This window comes from Streptomyces sp. NPDC018026, assembly GCF_044327745.1.
Lineage (GTDB): Bacteria > Actinomycetota > Actinomycetes > Streptomycetales > Streptomycetaceae > Streptomyces > Streptomyces rubrogriseus.
The window spans coordinates 60,283-81,729 of record NZ_JBIRFY010000001.1 but is presented as its reverse complement, the minus strand read 5'-3'; the positions used below and the strand labels follow the sequence as shown (position 1 = coordinate 81,729).

Annotated in this window: 16 protein-coding genes; 5 read left to right on the top strand and 11 right to left on the bottom strand. The window is 71.4% G+C overall.

The genetic code is table 11. The features are described 5' to 3' along the window. Positions 1-23: 23 nt before the first annotated feature. Positions 24-644: a TetR/AcrR family transcriptional regulator gene (locus tag ACH4D3_RS00350; RefSeq protein ID WP_398314793.1), complete on the bottom strand. Its 621-nt coding sequence runs from the start codon at positions 642-644 to the stop codon at positions 24-26. A gap of 186 nt (positions 645-830) precedes the next feature. Between ACH4D3_RS00350 and ACH4D3_RS00345 the strand changes: the two genes are divergently transcribed. Then, positions 831-2,378 (top strand): MFS transporter, encoded by a 1,548-nt coding sequence (locus ACH4D3_RS00345; protein ID WP_398314791.1) that lies wholly within the window; start codon positions 831-833, stop codon positions 2,376-2,378. 104 nt (positions 2,379-2,482) lie between these two features. Here the strand turns inward: ACH4D3_RS00345 and ACH4D3_RS00340 are convergent, their stop codons facing one another. The 3 genes from ACH4D3_RS00340 to ACH4D3_RS00330 are packed head-to-tail and all read right to left on the bottom strand — an operon-like array spanning position 2,483 to position 4,689. After that, complete coding sequence (locus ACH4D3_RS00340; RefSeq protein ID WP_398314789.1) at positions 2,483-3,388, bottom strand: ADP-ribosylglycohydrolase family protein; 906 nt, start codon at positions 3,386-3,388, stop codon at positions 2,483-2,485. A gap of 12 nt (positions 3,389-3,400) precedes the next feature. Next, positions 3,401-4,060 (bottom strand): histidine phosphatase family protein, encoded by a 660-nt coding sequence (locus ACH4D3_RS00335; protein ID WP_361007040.1) that lies wholly within the window; start codon positions 4,058-4,060, stop codon positions 3,401-3,403. A gap of 14 nt (positions 4,061-4,074) precedes the next feature. Then, complete coding sequence (locus ACH4D3_RS00330) at positions 4,075-4,689, bottom strand: YdbC family protein (RefSeq protein WP_398314787.1); 615 nt, start codon at positions 4,687-4,689, stop codon at positions 4,075-4,077. A 160-nt stretch (positions 4,690-4,849) separates the two neighbouring features. Between ACH4D3_RS00330 and ACH4D3_RS00325 the strand changes: the two genes are divergently transcribed. After that, entirely contained in the window at positions 4,850-5,383 is a 534-nt protein-coding gene (locus ACH4D3_RS00325; RefSeq protein ID WP_398314785.1) for a TerD family protein, read from the top strand. A gap of 78 nt (positions 5,384-5,461) precedes the next feature. On the opposite strand, the gene ACH4D3_RS00320 is transcribed toward ACH4D3_RS00325, so the two are convergent. Beyond that, positions 5,462-8,344 carry a vitamin B12-dependent ribonucleotide reductase gene (locus tag ACH4D3_RS00320; protein ID WP_398314783.1) on the bottom strand — a complete coding sequence of 961 codons (2,883 nt, stop codon included), beginning with the start codon at positions 8,342-8,344 and terminating at the stop codon, positions 5,462-5,464. 168 nt (positions 8,345-8,512) lie between these two features. After that, entirely contained in the window at positions 8,513-9,061 is a 549-nt protein-coding gene (nrdR, locus tag ACH4D3_RS00315) for a transcriptional regulator NrdR (RefSeq protein WP_125628514.1), read from the bottom strand. 517 nt (positions 9,062-9,578) lie between these two features. Between nrdR and lexA the strand changes: the two genes are divergently transcribed. Next, complete coding sequence (gene lexA, locus ACH4D3_RS00310; protein WP_059297927.1) at positions 9,579-10,358, top strand: transcriptional repressor LexA; 780 nt, start codon at positions 9,579-9,581, stop codon at positions 10,356-10,358. A 99-nt stretch (positions 10,359-10,457) separates the two neighbouring features. Here the strand turns inward: lexA and ACH4D3_RS00305 are convergent, their stop codons facing one another. The 4 genes from ACH4D3_RS00305 to ACH4D3_RS00290 all read right to left on the bottom strand — a co-directional run bounded on the left by ACH4D3_RS00305 (position 10,458) and on the right by ACH4D3_RS00290 (position 16,785). Then, on the bottom strand, positions 10,458-12,512 hold the full coding sequence (locus tag ACH4D3_RS00305; RefSeq protein WP_398314780.1) for an ATP-dependent DNA helicase: 2,055 nt from the start codon (positions 12,510-12,512) through the stop codon (positions 10,458-10,460). Between the two features lie 149 nt (positions 12,513-12,661). After that, on the bottom strand, positions 12,662-13,357 hold the full coding sequence (locus tag ACH4D3_RS00300) for a GNAT family N-acetyltransferase (protein WP_398314778.1): 696 nt from the start codon (positions 13,355-13,357) through the stop codon (positions 12,662-12,664). 29 nt (positions 13,358-13,386) lie between these two features. Beyond that, the gene (locus tag ACH4D3_RS00295; RefSeq protein WP_398314776.1) at positions 13,387-15,312 is read right to left on the bottom strand and encodes an IucA/IucC family protein; all 1,926 of its coding nucleotides are present in this window, start codon (positions 15,310-15,312) and stop codon (positions 13,387-13,389) included. A gap of 39 nt (positions 15,313-15,351) precedes the next feature. Continuing rightward, entirely contained in the window at positions 15,352-16,785 is a 1,434-nt protein-coding gene (locus tag ACH4D3_RS00290) for an aminotransferase class III-fold pyridoxal phosphate-dependent enzyme (protein WP_398314774.1), read from the bottom strand. Positions 16,786-17,098: 313 nt separating this feature from the next. On the opposite strand from ACH4D3_RS00290, the gene ACH4D3_RS00285 reads away from it, so the two are divergent. Together ACH4D3_RS00285 and ACH4D3_RS00280 are read left to right on the top strand one after the other, a co-directional pair. Next, entirely contained in the window at positions 17,099-18,328 is a 1,230-nt protein-coding gene (locus ACH4D3_RS00285) for a trypsin-like serine peptidase (RefSeq protein WP_398314772.1), read from the top strand. A gap of 108 nt (positions 18,329-18,436) precedes the next feature. Continuing rightward, positions 18,437-19,654 carry a trypsin-like serine peptidase gene (locus ACH4D3_RS00280; RefSeq protein ID WP_398314770.1) on the top strand — a complete coding sequence of 406 codons (1,218 nt, stop codon included), beginning with the start codon at positions 18,437-18,439 and terminating at the stop codon, positions 19,652-19,654. Between the two features lie 249 nt (positions 19,655-19,903). Here ACH4D3_RS00280 and hflX read toward each other — a convergent pair whose 3' ends face one another. Beyond that, complete coding sequence (gene hflX / locus ACH4D3_RS00275; RefSeq protein WP_398314768.1) at positions 19,904-21,397, bottom strand: GTPase HflX; 1,494 nt, start codon at positions 21,395-21,397, stop codon at positions 19,904-19,906. Positions 21,398-21,447: the final 50 nt, after the last annotated feature.

Here is a 21,447-nt window from a genome sequence, read left to right as displayed (position 1 = left end):
GAACGGCCTCCCGGCCGCCCGGGTCAGGGACCGTCGGGACGCAGCAGCGGGATCATCAGCTGGTCGATCATTTCCTCAAGCTCGTGATCCGTCCATTCACTTGCACAAATCTTGGAGCGGTACATCATCATCGCCGGGATGGCGTCGCAGACGTACCCGTTGACCGCGTCGGGCCGGACCTCCCCCCGCTCCCTTCCACGCTCGATGACCTCACAGAGCAGCTTGAGGGTCGGCTCGACGACACCCTTGATGATCACCGTATGGAAGCGCTCGGCCTGCATGGTGTCGCATTCGTGAATCACGGAGCGCAAAGCGGATCCGGGCCGGGAGAACATCGCGTCGCGCGCCCTGCGGCACAGCTCCAACAGGTCCTCGCGCACGCTGCCACGGTCGGGGGCCGTGTCGAAGTCCGGGAGCCCGGACCGCAGCGCGTCCGCGACGAGGTCCTCCTTGGAGGGCCAGCGCCGGTAGACGGCGGCCTTGCCGGTCTGCGCGCCCGCGGCCACCCCCTCCATCGTCAGGCCGTTCCAGCCGACGGTCCCGAGCTGGTCCAGCGCGGCCTCGAGGATCGCGCGCTCCAGGACCGCACCACGCCGGCGGGAGGGCGTCTGGGCGGAGGCGGACGCCCAGTGCGAAGCAACCATGTCGGAGGTCTCCAGAAAGCGGTGAAAACGGGTATTCGGGGATGAGGTACGCATCGTGCGGCCGCGACGGGGACAGGATGCACGACGACACGAAAAGTGAACGGTTGCGTTCACTGTCTCCGAGTCACTAACGTTGAAGCAACAGTGAACGCGATCGTTCACTAAATCGTCCGTGGGGGACACATAGTGACAACCTCTTCTCTGGTCAAAGACAAGAAGCCGGGAGCGGCCCGCCGGGAGGGGCATCCCGGCATCGCACTCGCCGTCATCGCGGCCTGCCAACTCATGGTCGTACTTGACGCGACGATTGTGAACATCGCGCTCCCGCACATCCAGAACGCGCTCGAGTTCAGCACCACCGACCTCACCTGGGTCGTCAGCGCCTACACGCTCACCTTCGGCGGCCTGCTCCTGCTCGGCGGCCGAGCCGGTGACATCCTCGGCAGGCGCCGGGTCTTCATGACGGGCATCCTGCTGTTCACCTTCGCCTCGCTGCTCGGCGGCTTCGCGCAGGAACCCTGGCAGCTGCTGGCCGCGCGCGTCCTGCAGGGCATGGGAGGCGCGATCGCGTCGCCCACGTCGCTGGCCCTTATTACCACCACCTTCCCCGAGGGGCCGGAACGCAACCGGGCCTTCGGCGTCTTCGCCGCCGTCTCCGCGGGTGGCGGTGCCATCGGCCTGCTGGCCGGCGGCATGCTCACCGAGTGGCTCGACTGGCGCTGGGTGCTCTTCGTCAACGTGCCGATCGGCGTACTGATCGCCGTGCTCGCGCCGCTCTACATCAGCGAGTCCGAACGGCACTCCGGCCGCTTCGACATCGCCGGGGCGATCACCTCGACGGCGGGCATGGCATCTCTCGTCTACGGCTTCATCCGGGCCGCGGACGAGGGCTGGCGGGACAACCTGACCATCGGCTCCTTCGCGGCCGCCGCGGTCCTGCTGCTGGCCTTCGTCCTCATCGAGCAGCGGGCCAAGGAACCGATCACCCCGCTGAAGATGTTCGCCGACCGCAACCGCTCCGGCACGTACGTAATCATGCTGAGCCTGGCCGCGGCGATGTTCGGCATGTTCTTCTACATCGTGCTGTTCGTGCAGAACGTGCTCGGCTACACCCCCATCGAGGCGGGTCTGGCCTTCCTGCCGGTCACGGTCGTGATCGCGCTCGGTGCCGGACTGTCGCAGCGCTTCCTGCCGGTGTTCGGCCCCAAGCCGTTCATGATCGCGGGCTCGGCGCTCGCGGCGCTCGGGCTCGGCTGGCAGGCTCTCATCAGCTCCGACAGCTCGTATGTCGGCGGAATCCTGGGACCGATGCTGATCTTCGGCTTCGGCATGGGGCTGAACTTCGTCACGCTGACGCTGACCGCGGTCTCCGGCGTCGCCCAGCACGAGGCGGGCGCGGCGTCGGGTCTGCTCAACGCGATGCAGCAGGTGGGCGGATCGATCGGGCTCGCCATCCTGACCACGGTCTTCGGCACGGCCAGCAAGGACGAGGCGAAAGAGCAGGTGCCCGACTTCCTCACCAACGGTTCGCCGGAGCAGAAGGCGGAGTTCGCCCAGACGCACCAGCTGCCCGCGCCCTGGTCGCACGACGTGCTGGCACAGGGCATCTCGGCCGCCTTCATCCCGGCGGCGGCCATGGCCGTACTGGCGCTGGCCACGGCCTGGCTGGTGATACGGGTGCGCAAGAGCGACCTGGACGCCCTGTCCGGCACGGCGGGGCCGGGTATGGGCTGACACCGCGGCGCCCCGGGCCGGGCGGGGTCCGCAGCTGGTCGCCGCGCCCACCCGTCGGAGCAGCGCGACGAACACCGACAGCACGTCCACGCCGAGCGATTCGGTCAGGCCGACGTCGCCGTCCAGGCGGGCAGCGCCTCGACCCGGTCCGCCCACTCGGCCGGGGGCGCCCCCGCCTTGCCGGACGCGATCACCCCGCCCACGATGGCACAGGTGGTGTCCACGTCGCCGCCGACCTGGGCGGTGGTCCAGAACGCGGTCTCGTAGTCCCGGAGGGCGCGCGCCGCGGACCAGAGGGCGAAGGGAACCGTGTCATGGGCGGTCGTACGCCGACCGCAGCCCAGGACCGCCGCGACCGTGGCCGCATCGCCGTAGTCGAGCATGTCCCGGGCGCGTCGCAGTCCGGCGCCCACCGCGCTCTTCGGTACGAGCGCGATCACCCCGTCGAGGAGGGTGTGCGCGGCGGGCGGGCCGGCCGGATCGGCGGCCAGTGCCGCGGCCGCCGCGACGGCCATGGCACCGACCACGGCCTCACGGTGCTGGTGCGTCGGGTAGGCCGAGATCTCCGCCTGGTGGGTCGCCTGCTCCGGATCGTCCGCGTACCAGGCGCCGAGCGGGGCGATGCGCATGGCGGCGCCGTTGCCCCACGAGCCCTGGCCGTTGAACAGCGCCGCGGCCAGCTCGCGCCAGTCGCCGCCTTCGCGGACCAGCCGCAGCAGCCGGTTGACCGCGGGTCCGTATCCCCGGTCGAAGTCGTGGTGGTGGGCGAAGGACTGTGCCAGAGCGTCCTGGTCGATGCGGTGGTGCGCGGCCAGGACGGAGACGACGGAACAGGCCATCTCCGTGTCGTCCGTCCACTGCCAGGTACCGGACGGCAGCTCGCGGCGCCCCAGCAGCGGGTAGTTCGCGGGAACGAAGAACTGTGAGCCGAGCGCGTCCCCCACCGACAGTCCGCGCAGGCTGGAAAGGGCGCGGTCCAGGCGCCCGTCAGAAGAAGAATGAAGGGTCATCGCCCCGCCACTCTATCCGGTGATCCCGTACGGTTCCGGATCTCGCCAGCGTTCGAAGGGCCGGTCAAGGGTGTACTTGCCGTCCTCACCGAGAACGAGCATCCGCATCTCGGCGTTCCCGGGGTTGGACAGCGACTCGAACTCCGCGACCGTCCAGTGGAACCACCTCATGCAGAACAGCCGCATGGCCAGCCCGTGCGTCACCAGCAGCACGTTCGGCGGATGGTCGGGGTCCTCGAAGCTGCGGAACAGGCTCTCCAGGAAGCCGCCGACCCGGTCGTACACGTCGGCGCCGGACTCGCCCTGGGCGAAGCGGTAGAAGAAGTGCCCGTAGGCGTCGCGGTAGGCCTTCTGCAGACGCACGTCGTCGCGGTCCTGCCAGTTCCCCCAGTCCTGCTCCCGCAGCCGGGGTTCCTCACGTATCCGTATCAGGTCCGGGTCGAGGTGGAAGGCGCGGAGCGTCTCGTGGGTGCGGCGGTAGGGGGAGACGTACACGCTGATCCGCTCGCCGCCGAACACCTCGCGCAGCCCCTTGCCGGTCTCCTCGGCCTGCGCCCGGCCCCGGTCGGTGAGGGCGAGCGCGTGGTCGGGTTCGCGCTCGTACACGGTGTCATCGACGTTGCCGGTCGACTCGCCGTGCCGGACAAGAACGATGCGCCGTGGTCGTGCCATGCCAGAACCCTAGATCAAACGGTCCAGGAAGGTTCCAGTTGCACGATGTCGCCCGTCAGCGCGGCGATGTCGGCCTCCGTCTGGGCGCGCAGGGCGAGCCGCTCCACCCGCTCGGTGCGGTACTTTCCGTGTTCGGCGGCCGACAGCCACATGGACAGCACGAGGTACTCGTTGTACCCGTTGCCCGGGGCCTCGCCGAACAGGCCGCGGATCATGCCCGGCGAGCCCGCCATCGCCGGGTTCCAGACCTTCTCCTGCATGAGGACGTAGTGCTCCGACCGCTCCTCGTGGACCCGGCACAGCGCCACCCGCAGCAGGTCGGCGTCGGTGAAGCGCGGCTCGAACCCGGTCTTCACGTCGAAGCGGTAGTCGAAGAGCCTGACCTGGGCGTCCTTGAAGGTGCCCACCTGGGCCGAGGCCAGCCTGTCGTGGGAGCGGGCCATGAAGGAGTCGTAGAAGGCACGGCTCTCCCAGAAGGCGAAGACGTGCGCCACGTCCGGCCGCGCCCGGCTCCAGCCACCCCCCTGTCCCCGAAAACCCGGCTCCCCCGGAAGCCCCGCCCACTTCCGCTGCCCCCGTTCGAAACCGCGGCGGTCCACCACGGTGCAGCGAATCCACTTGACCAGCACCGCGCCATGGTAAGGCCAGGGAACCCGGCGCCGGTCGCTCTCCGCGGGACCGCTTGCCCGCACCCCCGTCCCGGTGCGTGGCAGGATGGACAACCGGCCGCCGCCGCCCGGCAGTTCTGGTGGCCCGGGCGGGGCGGGGGGACCTGGGAAGGGGAAGTCTGTGAACGGCCTCAGCAAGGGCATGGGCAAGGTCGAGGTCGCACTGCGGTGGGACCCGAGTCCGGCGGGAGAGCCACCCACCGACCTGGACCTCGTCGCCGGGACCTATCCGGCCGGTGACCCGTACGGGACCCCGGTCTACGTGGTGCACTTCGACAGCCGCTCGCCCGACGGCACGATCTACCTCAACCGGGACAGCAAGGACGGCAAGGGCTTCGGTTTCGACGAGGTCATGACCCTGGAGCTGGAGCGGCTGGACGCCCGGTACGCGCGCGTGGTGGTGGGCGTCGCCATCCAGCAGCACACCGAGGACCGGACCTTCCGCGACGTGGCCAACCCGGGCCTGCGCATCCGCGAGGGCTACACGGACCTGGCCGCGGAGGACTTCGCCGGCGTTCCGGCCGCCACCGCGGCGACGGTCGCGGAGTTCGTCCGGGACGAGGCTGGGGCGTGGGAGTTTCGCGCCGGCGTACACGGCTTCGACGGCGATCCCGCGACGTTCACCCGGGTGATGGGCGCGGCGCGGCGGTCCTGACGTTGCACGCGTATGAGTAAGGGGCGCCCACCAATGGCGGGCGCCCCTTACTCATGGGCGACTAGGCACGACCAGGCGTCAGCTGCAACCGCTGGTCGAGCCGCAGCCCTCGCAGATGTAGCAGGAGCCGGCGCGCTGCATCTTCGTGCCGCAGGAGAAGCAGAGCGGGGCGTCGGCCTGGATGCCCAGCTGCATCTCCACCAGTTCGGTGCTGGTGTGCGCCTGCTGCGGAGCGGGCTTGGCGGCTTCGGCCTCGGCCACCAGCTCCTGGGCGCGGGGCGCGGACTGGGCCAGGCCCTCGACGTCCAGCTCGTCGTCGGACGGCTCGTACGAACCGGTCTCCAGGTGGCGCTGGCGCTCCTCGGCGGAGTGGATGCCGAGCGCGGAGCGCGTCTCGAAGGGCAGGAAGTCCAGCGCCAGGCGGCGGAAGATGTAGTCGACGATCGACTGCGCCATCCGCACGTCCGGGTCGTCCGTCATGCCGGCCGGCTCGAAGCGCATGTTGGTGAACTTCGAGACGTACGTCTCCAGCGGCACGCCGTACTGGAGGCCGACGGAGACCGCGATGGAGAAGGCGTCCATCATGCCCGCGAGGGTCGAGCCCTGCTTGGACATCTTCAGGAAGACCTCGCCGAGACCGTCGTCCGGGTAGGAGTTGGCGGTCATGTAGCCCTCGGCGCCGCCGACGGTGAAGGACGTGGTGATGCCGGGACGTCCCTTCGGGAGGCGCTTGCGGACCGGGCGGTACTCGACGACCTTCTCGACCGTCTCGCGGATGGCCGCCTCGGTCTTCTCGGTGATCTCCGCCTTCTCGTCCTTGGCGGACTTGGTCTTGGCGGAGAGGGGCTGGCCGACCTTGCAGTTGTCGCGGTAGATGGCGAGCGCCTTGACGCCCATCTTCCAGGCCTCGAAGTAGACCTCCTCGACGTCCTCGACGGTGGCCGACTCCGGCAGGTTGACCGTCTTGGACAGGGCGCCGGAGATCCACGGCTGGATGGCGGCCATCATGCGGACGTGGCCCATCGCGGAGATGGAACGCTCGCCCATCGCGCAGTCGAACACCTCGTAGTGCTCGTGCTTGAGACCGGGCGCGTCGATCACGTTGCCGTGCTCGGCGATGTGGGCGACGATCGCCTCGATCTGCTCCTCCTGGTAGCCCAGGCGGCGCAGGGCCTGCGGGACGGTGCCGTTGACGATCTGCATCGAGCCGCCGCCGACCAGCTTCTTGAACTTGACCAGGGCGAGGTCGGGCTCGAGGCCGGTGGTGTCGCAGGACATCGCGAGACCGATGGTGCCGGTCGGGGCGATGACGGACGCCTGGGAGTTGCGGAAGCCGTTCTTCTCGCCGAGGCGCAGCACGTCCTGCCAGGCCTCGGTGGCGGCGGCCCAGATCGGCGTGTCGAGGTCGTCCATGCGGACGGCCTTGGCGTTCTCGTCGGAGTGCTGCTTCATGACCCTGAGGTGCGGCTTCGCGTTGCGGGCGTAGCCGTCGTAGGGGCCGACGATCGCGGCGAGCTCGGCGGAGCGGCGGTACGACGTGCCGGTCATCAGGGAGGTGATGGCGCCGGCCAGGGCGCGGCCGCCGTCGGAGTCGTAGGCGTGGCCGGTCGCCATCAGCAGGGCGCCGAGGTTGGCGTAGCCGATGCCGAGCTGGCGGAAGGCGCGGGTGTTCTCGCCGATCTTCTGGGTCGGGAAGTCCGCGAAGCAGATGGAGATGTCCATCGCGGTGATGACCAGCTCGACGACCTTGGAGAAGCGCTCGGCGTCGAAGGACTGGTTGCCCTTGCCGTCGTCCTTCAGGAACTTCATCAGGTTCAGCGAGGCGAGGTTGCAGGACGTGTTGTCCAGGTGCATGTACTCGCTGCACGGGTTCGAGCCGTTGATGCGGCCGGACTCCGGGCAGGTGTGCCACTGGTTGATGGTGTCGTCGTACTGGATGCCCGGGTCGGCACACGCCCAGGCGGCCTCGGCCATCTTGCGGAAGAGCGCCTTGGCGTCGACCTCCTCGATGACCTCGCCGGTCATGCGGGACGTCAGGCCGAACTTGCCGCCGTCCTGCACGGCCTTCATGAACGTGTCGTTCACGCGGACCGAGTTGTTGGCGTTCTGGTACTGGACGGACGTGATGTCGTCGCCGCCCAGGTCCATGTCGAAGCCCGCGTCGCGCAGGGCGCGGATCTTCTCCTCTTCCTTGACCTTGGTCTGGATGAAGTCCTCGATGTCGGGGTGGTCGACGTCCAGGATGACCATCTTGGCCGCGCGGCGGGTGGCGCCGCCGGACTTGATGGTGCCGGCGGAGGCGTCGGCGCCGCGCATGAAGGAGACCGGTCCCGAGGCGTTGCCGCCGGAGGAGAGCAGTTCCTTGGAGGAGCGGATCCGGGAGAGGTTCAGGCCGGCGCCGGAGCCGCCCTTGAAGATCATGCCCTCTTCCTTGTACCAGTCGAGGATCGACTCCATGGAGTCGTCGACGGACAGGATGAAGCAGGCGGAGACCTGCTGCGGCTGGGGCGTGCCGACGTTGAACCACACCGGGCTGTTGAAGCTGAAGATCTGGTGCAGGAGGGCGTAGGCCAGCTCGTGCTCGAAGATCTCGGCGTCGGCGGGCGAGGCGAAGTACTTGTTGTCCTCGCCGGCCTTCCGGTACGTCTTCACGATGCGGTCGATGAGCTGCCTCAGGCTCACCTCGCGCTGCGGGGTGCCCACGGCGCCCCGGAAGTACTTGCTGGTGACGATGTTGACCGCGTTCACCGACCAGAACTCGGGGAACTCGACGCCACGCTGCTCGAAGTTCACCGAGCCGTCGCGCCAGTTGGTCATGACGACGTCACGACGCTCCCAGGCCACCTCGTCGTAGGGGTGGACGCCGGGAGTGGTGTGGACGCGCTCGACGCGGAGTCCCTTGCCCGCCTTGGTGCCCTTGGCGCGGGAACTCCGTGCCGGACCGCTCGCCGTCTCTGTCATGCCGCCTCCCTGTACGGGCGAAAACGCCCTGAAGTGCCCCGATTGTTCCCGTGGGCACGGTGTTCTGTCTGGTGTTGCGGGCATCTCTCGCACCGCCCGCAACGGGTCTTGTTCGCTCGCCGCCGTCCGGCCGGGCCCGGGCGCCGAAGTCCGGGTCCGGCCCGCCGATCAGTCGGCGGCGCCTGCGGGCTCGGGGACCTGTCCTGCCCCCGTGGGCCCGCGGTCGTTCTCCTGGCTCCCCGCGCCGGTGTCGTCGTCCTCGCCGGGGTGCCCCGTCGTCTCCCTCAGTTCCGCGATCGCGGCCTCGAAGTCCTCGAGCGAGTCGAACGCCCGGTAGACGGAGGCGAATCGCAGATAGGCGACGAGGTCGAGCTCCTGCAACGGTCCGAGGATGGCCAGCCCCACGTCGTGGGTGGTCAGCTCGGCGCTTCCGGTGGCCCGCACCGCCTCCTCGACCCGCTGGCCGAGCTGGGCGAGCGCGTCCTCGGTGACGGGCCGGCCCTGACAGGCCTTGCGCACACCGTTGATCACCTTGGTGCGGCTGAACGGTTCGGTGACCCCGGACCGCTTCACCACCATGAGCGAGCACGTCTCCACGGTCGTGAACCGACGGGAGCAGTCAGGGCACTGGCGGCGCCTGCGGATCGACGTGCCGTCGTCGGTCGTACGACTGTCGACGACACGGCTGTCGGGGTGCCTGCAGAAGGGGCAGTGCATGGACTCCGAACCCTCCTCACAGCAGACTCAACAGCCTCGAAAGGCCCTTCAGGCCCCTCGAAGCAGCCCCCAGCATAGGCGATCGCGGCGGGCCCGAAGACCCGGGGGACCACAACTTGTGGGCTGCTCACGCTATCCAACCACTAGATGTGGGGATTGGCTCATACATACACGCCCTGCACGCGTGTCGCGCCTGTGCGTGCGCGGCCGCCCGGGGCATGCGGAGATACCGTGGGCACCGCGGGGAGGGGACGTGGGGCTACCGCAACAGATGGGAGACCCGCCCGGTCGAACGGGATGCCGGATGGCAGACTGGGGCGACATCCCGGAGGTTGTCACCACGGCGGTGAAGAGTACAGCAATGAGCCCTTTTGTCCGCCAGGCGTCACGGTAGCTATACACCCAGGCACGCAATACGAGCGAGCGATTCGCGTTTTTTCACTCGAACGTGTGTTTGGCGCAACCTTTCGAAAGCTACTACCGTTGTGCAGCAGGGAGACCATCGAGAGGGGCCGACGTGACCACCACCGCCGACAGTGCCACCATCACTGCCCAGGAACGCCCCCAGGGCCGACCTGAGCCGGTGCACGCGATGAGCGACGCCGCGAGTCCCGAGGGGCACAAGCGCTCCCTGCCGGGGCGACCTCCCGGCATCCGGGCGGACAGCTCGGGGCTCACCGACCGCCAGCGCCGGGTGATCGAGGTCATCCGCGACTCCGTGCAGCGGCGCGGATACCCGCCGTCGATGCGGGAGATCGGCCAGGCCGTCGGCCTCTCCAGCACCTCGTCCGTGGCGCACCAGCTGATGGCGCTGGAGCGCAAGGGCTTCCTGCGCCGGGACCCGCACCGCCCGCGCGCCTACGAGGTGCGCGGCTCCGACCAGGCCGCCTCGGTGCAGCCCACGGACACCGCCGGAAAGCCGGCCGCCTCGTACGTGCCGCTGGTCGGTCGTATCGCCGCCGGTGGTCCGATCCTGGCCGAGGAGTCCGTCGAGGACGTCTTCCCGCTCCCCCGGCAGCTGGTCGGCGACGGCGAGCTGTTCGTCCTGAAGGTCGTCGGCGACTCGATGATCGAGGCCGCGATCTGCGACGGCGACTGGGTCACGGTCCGCCGTCAGCCGGTCGCGGAGAACGGCGACATCGTGGCCGCGATGCTCGACGGCGAGGCCACCGTCAAGCGCTTCAAGCGCGAGGACGGCCACGTCTGGCTCCTCCCGCACAACTCCGCGTACGAGCCGATTCCCGGTGACGACGCGACCATCCTCGGCAAGGTGGTGGCCGTACTGCGTCGCGTCTGAGCGCCACGGCGGGCGGGTACGCGCGACAGCGCCCCGCCGACCAGACCGGGCCCCGGGACCTCTGCGCCGGTTCCGGGGCCCAGCGCTGTGCGGGAGCGATCAGTCGCCCTCGGCCTGCTCGGCGCTCACGGTCTGCTCGGCGCCCTCCGTCTGCTCGGCGCCCTCGGTCTGCCGTGCCTTCGCGTCGATCGCGGCGAGTGACTTGCGGACCTGGTTGCGGTCCGTGGTGAACCAGAAGTCGGGCAGCGACGCCTTCAGATAGCTGCCGTACCGGGCCGTCGCCAGCCGCTGGTCCAGTACGGCGACCACCCCGCGGTCGCCCGACGCCCGGACCAGCCGGCCCGCGCCCTGGGCCATCAGCAGCGCCGCGTGGGTGGCGGCGACCGCCATGAAGCCGTTGCCCCCTGCCTCCTCCACCGCCTTCTGGCGGGCACTCATCAGGGGGTCGTCCGGACGCGGGAACGGGATCTTGTCCATGACGACCAGCTGGCAGCTGGGCCCGGGCACGTCGACGCCCTGCCACAGGGACAGGGTGCCGAAGAGGCAGGTCCGCGGGTCGGCCGCGAAGTTCTTGATCAGCTCGCCGAGGGTCTCCTCGCCCTGGAGCAGGATCGGGTACTCCGGGATCCGCGAGCGCAGCTCCTCGGCGGCCAGCTGGGCCGCGCGCATCGAGGAGAACAGCCCCAGTGTGCGGCCGCCCGCCGCCTGGATCAGCTCGGTCAGCTCGTCGAGCATGTCGCCGCGGTCGCCGTCCCGGGCGGGCCGGGCCAGGTGCTTGGCGACGTAGAGGATGCCCTGCTTGCGGTAGTCGAAGGGCGAGCCCACGTCGACGCCCTTCCACTGGGGCACGTCGTCGCCCTCGGTGCCCTCGGGGGCGAGGCCGAGGGACGCCCCGACGCCGTTGAAGTCGCCGCCCAGCTTCAGGGTCGCGGAGGTCAGGACCACCGAGCGGTCGGTGAAGAGCTTCTCCCGCAGCAGCCCGGAGACGGACATCGGAGCAACCCGCAGCGAGGCCCCACTGGGCCGGTATGCGGCTCCGCCGCGGGGCTCGTGGCGCTCGTACCAGACGACGTCCCACTCGGAGCCGTTCGTGATCCGCTCGGCCACGTCGTGCACCGATTCCACGGAGGCCAGCGCCTGCTTGCGGACCGCGTCCTCGTCCTGCACGGACTTGTCGCGGGTGGCGCCGATCGCCGAGATGACCGTGCGACAGGCGTCCCGCAGGGCCATCAGGGCGTAGCCGAGGTCCTCCGGGATCTCCTCCAGGCGGCCCGGCAGCGCGAGCTCCATCAGCCGCTCGAAGCCCTCCGCGGCGGTCTGGAGCTGGTCGGCGGCCTTCTCGTTCACCAGCTTCGCGGCACGGCGCACGGCACGGTTGACCTGGCCGGGGGTCAGCTCGCCGGTGGCGACTCCGGTGACCCGGGAGACCAGCTCGTGGGCCTCGTCGACGATCAGCACCTCGTGCTGCGGGAGGACGGGCGCGCCCTCGATGGCGTCGATCGCGAGCAGCGCGTGGTTGGTGACGACGACCTCGGAGAGCTTGGCCCGCTCACGGGCCGACTCGGCGAAGCACTCGGCACCGTAGGCGCACTTAGTGGCGCCCAGGCACTCCCGGGAGGACACCGACACCTGCGCCCAGGCGCGGTCGGAGACGCCCGGCGTGAGGTCGTCGCGGTCCCCGGTCTCGGTCTCGTCCGCCCAGTCGCGCATCCGCAGCAGGTCCTGGCCCAGTTTGCTGGTGGGGGCGGCGGCCTCGAACTGGTCGAAGAGACCGTCTTCCTCGTCCTGCGGCACGCCCTCGTGCAGCCGGTGCAGGCACAGGTAGTTCGACCGGCCCTTGAGCATCGCGAACTCGGGGCGGCGGCGCAGCTGGGGGTGGAGCGCGTCGACCGTGCGGGGCAGGTCCCGCTCGACCAGCTGGCGCTGCAGGGCCAGCGTCGCCGTGGCCACGACCACCCGCTCCCCGTGCGCCAGCGCGGGCACCAGGTACCCCAGCGACTTTCCGGTGCCGGTGCCGGCCTGGACCAGCAGATGGGAGCCGCCGTCGATGGCTTCCTCGACGGCTTCGGCCATGGCCACCTGGCCGGGACGCTCCGTGCCGCCGACGGCGGTGACGGCGGCGTGCAGGAGTTCGGGGAGTGAGGGCTTCGTCATAGCGCGACCACCCTACGGCCCGGGACTGACAAACGGGTCGGCAAGGCGGGGGCGAGGGGCGTGAGTAACCGTGGGGACAGGCGGGGCAAGGGAGGCTCCTGGGTGGCTGACCGGCGAAACGGGGTGGGACGGCGGGCGGGCGCGGCGCTTCACGGCGACTGTTCCCGCGCCTCGCGTGCCCGGCTCATGAGGACGGCGCGCTTGGTGGGCAGGTCCACCTCCCCCGTCGTCCGGAACCCGGCGCCGAGGAACGCCGCGACGGACGGTCTGTTGCGGACGTCGGGTTCGGCGAGCACGCGCGTGCAGGCGGGGCGCCCCGCGAGGACGAGGTCGGCGACGGCCCTGATCAGCTCGGTTCCGAGGCCCCGCCCGCGGTGGGCGCGGTCGCCGATCAGCAGGTGGACGCCGGTGTCGTGGGGCCGGACCGGGCAGTACCGGGCCAGCGGATCGAGGTCGGCGCGGTAGATCTCCCAGTAGCTCATCGGCACCCCGTCCAGTGTCCCGAGGCACGGGACGCTGCGCCCGTCGCCGGTCAGCTGGGCCCGTAGGTGGTCCGCGGTCACGCTCTGCGGTCCGGTCAGCTCCCAGTACGCCGCGACGGCGGGGTCGTTCATCCAGCGGGCGACGAGCTCGACGTCCCGTTCCAGGTCGACGGGGACCAGGTGGAAGACTCCGGCGGGCGTGTCGCTCGGCCCCCAGTCGGCGATGCCGTCGAGGAGGTCCTCACGCGCGCGTGCCGTCGCTGCCTCCGAGGGGTCGTTCGCCGGGGTCCGGAAGAGGGCGACGAACTCCTCGGGCAGGTGCAGGTCCAGGGTGTCGTCGGCGCTCGCGTCGGTGGATTTCACAGTGTCGTTCCTTCGGGAGGGCGGCCCGCTCAGGCGTGCAGGGGGTTGGCGATGGTGACGTAGACGGACTGGGTGTCCACCGGGCCGACGAGTTCGTCGAGGCCGTGCAGCCGGGTCAGCAGGTTCGCCTTGCAGCGCAGCACGGGTGAGTCGAGGAGGTGGGCGGGGAGCGGGCCGCCCTGGGCGTCGGGGCCCGAGCCCAGCTCACCGAGGAAGCGGCGGAAGGCCGCCAGCAGCGTGCCCTCCGGGGCGAGACGCTCGGAGCCGAAGGTGCCGATGAGACCGAACACGTTGTTGACGGCGAGGTAGTACGCGAAGCGCTCGTCGGTGACGGCGTCGGCCACGAACGTGTCGCTGTGTGCGCCGATCCCGGGGAGTCTGGCATCGAGTTCCGCACGCCGGGACTCGCGGAAGTAGTAGCCCTGGTTGTCGCGGTAGCGGCCGCCCGCGGGCCAGCCGTCGGCGTCCAGCAGGACGAGCGTGTTCTGCTGGTGCGCCTCCAGGGCGATCCCCGCGCGGGCGTCCAGCCACAGGACGGGGCGCACGACGTGGTGGAGGTAGCGCAGGAACCACTCGACGGCGACCGCCCCGCGCGGGCGGCCGGTCCGTCCGGCGAGCCGGGTGACCACCTCGGCCAGCCGGGTGTGCGGCCGCGGCTCCACGAGGGAGGCCACGCAGCAGACGTCGTCCGAGGGCCGGAAGGGGTTGTGCCGGACGACGACGTCGAGGCCGCGCACGGGCGTGCCGTCGGGTGCGTCGACGGCCAGCCAGGCCGGGTCGCGGACGATGTCGAAGTCCGGGTGGGCCGACCGCCACTGGCGGGACAGGCCGCGGCGCAGCAGGCGGTGCACCTCGACGCCGCGGTGGAGCTCCTTGCGGAGGTTCTCCCTGCGGGAGTTGGTGATGTGCAGGCCCAGCGAGAGCTTGAGCATGGCGGGGGCGCCGCCGCGGTGGACGGTGCGCACGGAGGACGTGGGGTGCCACGCCGGGCCCCGGGCGCCGAGATCCCTGACCAGCCCGGAGTCCAGGAGTGCCGCGACGTCCGGCCGGTGCAGCACCGCGCGGAACTGCCAGGGGTGCAGAGGCAGGAGGGCGTACCCCTCCGGTGCCGCCGGAGTGTCCGCCGCGAGGCGTGCGGTGAGCGCGGGCGCGGTGACCGGGCGGCCGCGCTCGGTCCAGGCCGAGTCGGTGCCGAGTACCGAGGGGGCGACGGCCAGCCAGTGCAGGGGGAAGGAGCCGCGCAGCTCCGGTGAGTACCGGCGGGCCTCGTCCTCGGTGAGGCCCTCCCGGCTCTTCGGGGTGGGATGCAGCGGGTGTCCGAGGAGCAGCGACTGTTCGGCGGCGAGGAAAAGGTCGGGGCAGCTGCGTTCGCTGGAACCGGCGCGGTCCCGGAGGAAGACGGCGGTGCGGCGGACGGAGTCGGCCACGCGCGCGACGAGGTCGGGACCGTCCGGCCCCGGGGAACCGGCCGTCTCGCGTACGAGCAGCGCGGCGAGCGTGACCGCGTCCACCGGCGGCGCCGACGCGGGAGAGCCGGAAAGCCGCGGGGGGCCGAAGCGGTGCGCCCCGGTCGGGGACCAGTAGCGGACGGGCACGACGAGCGAGGTTCCGGAGGCCGGGAGCGGTACGTGGAGGACGCCGTCGCCGGGGGTGGACACACCGGCCTCGCGGGCCCAGCAGCGGATCAGGTTCTCCGTGCCCGCGGCCTGGGCGGCGGCGCGGGGATCGAGGTCGTCCAGGGGGTCGGCCGCGGCCTGGCCGGTGTGCGGCGCGGGCCGCGGCGCGGGGAGGGCGTCGTGCGCCGGGGCAAGCCGTGGTGCGGTGTCCCCAGTCGCGTCGGGCTCCGAAGCGGCGTCGCGTGCGGTGTCCGGAGCGGCGACAGGCCGCGGGGCAGCCGGGCCGCCGGGTGCGGAGGTGGCCGCGCGGGGCGGTTCGGGGGCGGGGTCGGTGTGCAACGCGGGTCCTCCTGGCGTGCCGGGTCCGGGGCGTGGGTCTCATCTCGGGGCGCGCTTCCCGCGTAACGGGACAAGACCGCCGGGGCGGTCGCGGTCCACCGCCCGTACGGCGTCGGCGAGTCGGTCGAGGACGGCGGACATCTGCTCCTCGGTCACGATGAGCGGCGGCAGCAGCCGTACGACGTTCGCGCGCGGGCCCGTGACGTCCACGATCAGCCCGCGGCGCAGGCACTCCTGGCGGACGGCAGTGGCGAGGTGGGCAGCGGTACCGGGGCCGACGGCGGTACCGGGGCGGGCGCCAAGGGCGGTGGCGTCGGACGCGGTGTCCGGTGCCAGCAGTTCGACACCGGCCATCAGGCCCCGCCCGCGCACCTCGCCGACGCAGGTGAACTCCGCGGCCAGGGCGCGCAGTCCGGTCAGCATCCGGCCGCCCAGCGTGGCGGCGTGCTCGGCGAGCCGGTGCTCGCGGACGTGGGCGAGGGTGGCTGCTCCTGCGGCCAGGGCCAGTTGGTTGCCGCGGAAGGCGCCGGTCATACGGTCCGGTTCGCCCAGGTCCTCGCGGTGAACCAGCACGGCCAGCGGGAGGCTGCCGCCGATCGCCTTGGCGAGGACCAGCACGTCGGGCGTGACTCCGCTGTGCTCGAAGGCCCAGTAGGCACCGGTACGGCCGACGCCCGTCCCGGTCTCGTCGACGATGAGCGGGACGGCACGGTCGGCCGCGCGGGCCCGCAGGCGCCGCACCAGGCCGTCCGGCACCGGACGCACCCCGGCCTCGCTCCGGACCGGTTCCAGGAGGAGTCCGGCAGGCCGCTCCCGCCCCGGCTCGCCGCCATCGGCGTCGCCGTCGCCGTCGCCGTCGCCGAGAACCGTCTCGTCGGCGTCGGCCTCAGTGACGGCGTCAGGGACGGTGACCACCCGGGTCCGTCCGGTGGCGGCGCGGGCCAGCGCGACGGCGGCGGCGACCGGGTCCGGGCCGGCCGGGCCGCAGAACCGCACCCGCGCGCGGTCGGCGAGTCCCGGCGGCAGGGTGCGCAGCAGCTCGGTGACGAAGGCGTCCTCGACCGGTGTGGTGAGGTCCATGACGTGCAGGGGCGCGCCCGAGTCGAGGACCGCGCGGATCGCGTCCAGGACGACGGGGTGGTTGTGGCCGAGGGCCAGGATGCCCGCGCCGGAGACACAGTCCAGGTAACGGCGGCCGTCGGCGCCCTCGATGGTGAGTCCCCGGGCGCGGACGGGTACGACCGGGAGGGCGTGCGCGTAGGTACGCGCGGCCGGTTCCCGCGCCGCCCGGCGCCTCGGGGCGCCCCTTCGCGCGGCGTGCGCCCGCGTGGACGCCCCGGCCGCGGGCTCCCTCGCCACGACCGGCCCGGCGTTCCCGCCGGCGCCCGCGTACCCTCCGTAGGGGGATCCCGCCACGGCTCGTCGACCTCCCGCTGTCCGGACACGACCCGGCGTGCCGGGCGCTCCCGGCATGGGGGACCGCGTCCGGACAGCAGGCCCCCCAGCGCTACCAACCGAGGACCGTGCACGGGGTTACGGCCTGCCTGAAGATCGTTGCCGCGGCGGCGGTTTGCGCGGGGGTGCCGCGGTCCGTTCCGGCTCCGCGACCCGGCGGTCCGGTGCGGCGGGCGACGCGTGCCAGGTCAGGCGGCTGTATCCGAACCGTTGCCGTTCCGTCGGAACTCCCCCACAGCCACCGCATAGTGTGTGGTGCCGTTCCCGGTCACCGTCGTTCGACGGTTCGACCGCGGCACCACGTTCGTTCACAGCAGGGGGAGTCAACACCATGCGATCCATACGGCCGTCGTTCAGCACGCGCGGAAACAGGCGCGGACGGCGCGGAACCTCCTCCGCGGCCGCCGCCGTAGCGCTCGTCTCGGCGCTCGCGCTCACCGCCACGGCGTGCGAGGACGGCGACCCCGAGGCGGGCGGCGACGCCTCGGCCTCCGCGTCCGCCGCGGGCGACGGCAAGGGCGGCATCCAGATCCCGGACGACATCAAGGACAAGCTCAAGGAACACGGGATCGACGTCGACGACTGGAAGAACGGCGCCTGGAAGAACTGGAACAAGGACGACTGGCTGCGCGAGGCGCAGGACTTCGTCAACCCGATCATCGAGGGCCTGTGGGACCCGGACCGGATGCGGGACGCCGAGGAGCCGGACCAGGAGGTCGACGAGAACGACATCTCCGGCGACCAGGGCGTCACCGACCCGGAGCCCGCGCCCGTCGAGGCGGCGGCCGTACCGGCCAAGTACCACGACAACGCCGCCACGGCCGGCAAGCTCCTCTTCGACTCCCCCAAGGGTTCGATGGTGTGCTCGGCGACGGTCGTGCAGGACCCGGCCCACCCCGGCAAGTCCAACATGGTGTGGACGGCCGGTCACTGCGTGCACGCGGGCAAGAGCGGCGGCTGGTACCGCAACATCGCCTTCGTCCCGTCGTACAACGACGCGGACAAGTCGGTGGAGGAGTTGCAGAACGCCACCAAGGAGGAGCTCGCTCCCTACGGTGTCTGGTGGGGCGACTGGGCGCAGACCTCGGACCAGTGGATCGAGCAGGGCGGTGCGACCGGTGGTGACGGTGCCTCGTACGACTTCGCCGTGATCCATGTGACGCCGGAGAAGGGCAGCGACGGCAAGTCGCTGGAGGAGACCGTCGGCGCCGCGCTGCCGGTCGACTTCGACGCGCCCGCCGTGCCGGAGATCGAGAGCATGAAGGCGATCGGCTACCCGGCGGCGCCGCCGTACGACGGCCAGAAGCTGTACCAGTGCCAGGACAAGCCCGGACGGCTGTCGCTCAAGGCCGCCGACCCGACGATGTACCGCATCGGCTGCACCATGACCGGCGGCTCGTCCGGCGGTGGCTGGGTCGCCGCCGGTTCCGACGGCAAGCCCGCGCTGGTCTCCAACACCTCGATCGGCCCGGTGACGGCCGGCTGGCTGGCCGGTCCGCGCCTGGGCGACGAGGCCAAGGGCGTGTTCGACGCGGTGAGCGGCAAGTTCGCCGACCAGTGAGGACGGTGGTGGGGTGCGTCGGGCCCGAAGCCGGCACCCCACCGCGCGTTCCATGACGCACATTCACGCATTCACGCATTCACACGTTTCAACGGGGGTTGTCGCACCATGCGTTCCACACCTGTGTCCGCCGCGCCACGGCGCGGGCGGCGCACCGCACTCGCCGCCGCCGGTCTGGTCACCGCGCTCACGCTCACCGCGACCGCCTGCGGCGGATCGGAGCAGGACGAGGCCGACGCCAAGCCCGGCGGCGGCACCTCCGAGACCGCCGACGCGGGCGGCACCGGTGGCGGCGAGGGCGGACTGGCGGCCGGTCTCGCCGACCGGCTCAAGGAGCACGGCATCGACGTCGACCGGTGGAAGGACGGCGGCTGGAAGAACTGGGACGAGGACAAGTGGCTCAGTGAGGCCAAGGACTTCGTCAACCCGGTGATCGAGGGCCTGTGGGAGCCGGACCGGATGAAGTCCGCGAAGGAGGCGGACAAGACCGTCACCACCAAGGACGCCGCCGCCGACCAGGGCGCCACCGACCCGGAACCGGCGCCCGTCGAGGCCGTGGCCGAGAAGAAGCCGTACCACGAGAACGCCGCTCCGGTGGGGAAGGTCTTCTTCGACTCCCCCGAGGGTTCGATGGTCTGCTCCGGCACGGTGATCAAGGACGTGAACCACCCCGGGAAGTCCAACCTGGTGTGGACGGCCGGCCACTGCGTGCACGCGGGCGGCAGCGGCGGCTGGTACCGCAACATCGCCTTCGTCCCGTCGTACAACGACTACGGCAAGTCCGAGGCGGAGCTGGCGAACGCGACGACCACCGAGATGGCCCCGTACGGCACCTGGTGGGCCGACTGGGCGGCGACCTCGGACCAGTGGATCAAGGGCGGTTCGGACAGCGGCGGTGACGGGGCCGCGTACGACTACTCGGTGCTGCACGTGAAGCCCGAGCAGGGCGGCAAGTCCCTGGAGGAGACCGTCGGCGCCGCGCTGGAGGTGGACTTCTCCGCCCCGTCGGCGACCGAGGTGTCCAGCATGGGTGCCTGGGGCTACCCGGCGGCGGCGCCGTACAACGGCCTGGAGATGTTCAAGTGTCTCGACCGGCCCGGCCGGTTGTCGCTGAGCCCGTCGCTGCCGACGATGTACCGCATCGGCTGCACCATGACCGGCGGCTCGTCCGGCGGCGGCTGGTTCCGGGTGGTGGACGGCGAGACCAGGCTGGTCTCGAACACCTCGATCGGCCCGCTGGAGAACACCTGGCTGGCGGGACCGCAGCTCGGCCCGTCGGCCGAGGCGATGTACCAGAACATGAGCAGGACGTACGGCGGTCAGTGATCCCTACCGGGACCGTACGGTCGGGGGGGGGGGGGGGGGGGCCCCCCCCCCCCCCCGGGCGGGGGGGGGGGGGCCCCCCCGCGCCCCCACCCCCCCCCCGTCCCCGGGCACCCCCCCCCAGGGGGGGGGGGCCGCCCGGGGGGGGTGCGGTTTTTTTTACCAATCATGTGGTGTCGGGGGGGGGGGGGGGGGCCCCCCGGCGGGGGGGGGGGGGGGGGGGCCCGCCCCCCCCCCCCCCCCCGACCGGTCTCAGGCGAGCGGTGCCGGAACGTACGGCGCGAACTCCGCCGCCAGTTCCTCGTGCACCCGCACCTTGAGCAGGGTGCCCTCCGGGGTGTGCTCCTCGGAGATCACCTCGCCCTCGTCGTGGGCACGGGCCACCAGCTTGCCGTGGGTGTACGGCACGAGCGCCTCGATCTCGACCGAGGGACGCGGCAGCTCGTTGTCGATCAGGGCGAGCAGTTGGTCGATGTTCCGGCCGGTGCGCGCCGAGACGGCGATGGCCCGCTTCTCGACCCGCAGCAGCCGCTGGAGCACCAGCGGGTCGGCCATGTCGGCCTTGTTGATCACGACGATCTCGGGTACGTCGGTGGCGCCGACGTCCCTGATCACCTCGCGCACGGCGGCCAGCTGCTCCTCCGGGACGGGGTGCGAACCGTCGACCACGTGGAGGATCAGGTCGGAGTCGCCGACCTCCTCCATGGTGGAGCGGAACGCCTCGACCAGGTGGTGCGGCAGGTGCCGGACGAAGCCGACGGTGTCGGCCAGGGTGTACAGCCGCCCGCTGGGGGTCTCGGCCCGGCGCACGGTCGGGTCGAGGGTCGCGAACAGGGCGTTCTCGACCAGTACGCCCGCGCCCGTGAGGCGGTTGAGCAGCGAGGACTTGCCGGCGTTGGTGTAGCCCGCGATGGCGACGGAGGGCACCTTGTGGCGCTTGCGCTCCTGGCGCTTGATCTCGCGGCCGGTCTTCATCTCCGCGATCTCCCGGCGCATCTTCGCCATCTTCTCGCGGATCCGGCGCCGGTCCGTCTCGATCTTGGTCTCACCGGGACCACGGGTGGCGAGGCCGCCGCCCTTGCCGCCGCCCATCTGCCGGGACAGCGACTGACCCCAGCCGCGCAGCCGCGGCAGCATGTACTGCATCTGCGCGAGCGCGACCTGCGCCTTGCCCTCTCGGGACTTGGCGTGCTGGGCGAAGATGTCCAGGATCAGGGCCGTGCGGTCGATGACCTTGACCTTGACGACGTCCTCGAGGTGGATCAGCTGCCCCGGGCTCAGCTCACCGTCGCAAATGACGGTGTCCGCGCCCGTGTCGAGCACGACGTCCCGCAGCTCCTCGGCCTTGCCGGAGCCGATGTAGGTGGCGGCGTCGGGCTTGTCGCGGCGCTGGACGACGCCGTCGAGCACGAGCGCACCCGCCGTCTCCGCGAGGGCGGCCAGCTCGGCCAGTGAGTTCTCCGCGTCCTGCACGGTGCCCGAGGTCCAGACGCCGACGAGGACGACCCGCTCCAGACGGAGCTGGCGGTACTCGACCTCGGTGACGTCCTCGAGCTCGGTGGAGAGGCCCGCCACGCGGCGCAGTGCCGCGCGGTCGGAGCGGTCGAACTGCTCGCCGTCCCACTGCGAGTCGTCTCCGCGGTTCCAGGCGACGTCCTCTTCCATCAGGGCATCGGCCCGGAGGCCCTCGGGATAGGTCTGCGCGAGACGCTTGGTGTCCTGGGAGGGGGAAGAAGAGGAGGTCATTGGATCCTTACGTAGCTCGGAAGGGCTTGGCGCGGCGCACGGGCCGCGAC

What these genes read in the sequence shown, in the direction of transcription:
- nrdR (WP_125628514.1), bottom strand. Translation starts at nt 9,061, where the DNA reads ATGCACTGCCCCTTCTGCAGGCACCCCGACAGCCGTGTCGTCGACAGT.
- ACH4D3_RS00350 (WP_398314793.1), bottom strand. Translation starts at nt 644, where the DNA reads ATGGTTGCTTCGCACTGGGCGTCCGCCTCCGCCCAGACGCCCTCCCGC.
- ACH4D3_RS00285 (WP_398314772.1), top strand. Translation starts at nt 17,099, where the DNA reads ATGCGATCCATACGGCCGTCGTTCAGCACGCGCGGAAACAGGCGCGGA.
- ACH4D3_RS00290 (WP_398314774.1), bottom strand. Translation starts at nt 16,785, where the DNA reads ATGCCGGGAGCGCCCGGCACGCCGGGTCGTGTCCGGACAGCGGGAGGT.
- ACH4D3_RS00280 (WP_398314770.1), top strand. Translation starts at nt 18,437, where the DNA reads ATGCGTTCCACACCTGTGTCCGCCGCGCCACGGCGCGGGCGGCGCACC.
- ACH4D3_RS00335 (WP_361007040.1), bottom strand. Translation starts at nt 4,060, where the DNA reads ATGGCACGACCACGGCGCATCGTTCTTGTCCGGCACGGCGAGTCGACC.
- ACH4D3_RS00305 (WP_398314780.1), bottom strand. Translation starts at nt 12,512, where the DNA reads ATGACGAAGCCCTCACTCCCCGAACTCCTGCACGCCGCCGTCACCGCC.
- ACH4D3_RS00320 (WP_398314783.1), bottom strand. Translation starts at nt 8,344, where the DNA reads ATGACAGAGACGGCGAGCGGTCCGGCACGGAGTTCCCGCGCCAAGGGC.
- hflX (WP_398314768.1), bottom strand. Translation starts at nt 21,397, where the DNA reads ATGACCTCCTCTTCTTCCCCCTCCCAGGACACCAAGCGTCTCGCGCAG.
- ACH4D3_RS00340 (WP_398314789.1), bottom strand. Translation starts at nt 3,388, where the DNA reads ATGACCCTTCATTCTTCTTCTGACGGGCGCCTGGACCGCGCCCTTTCC.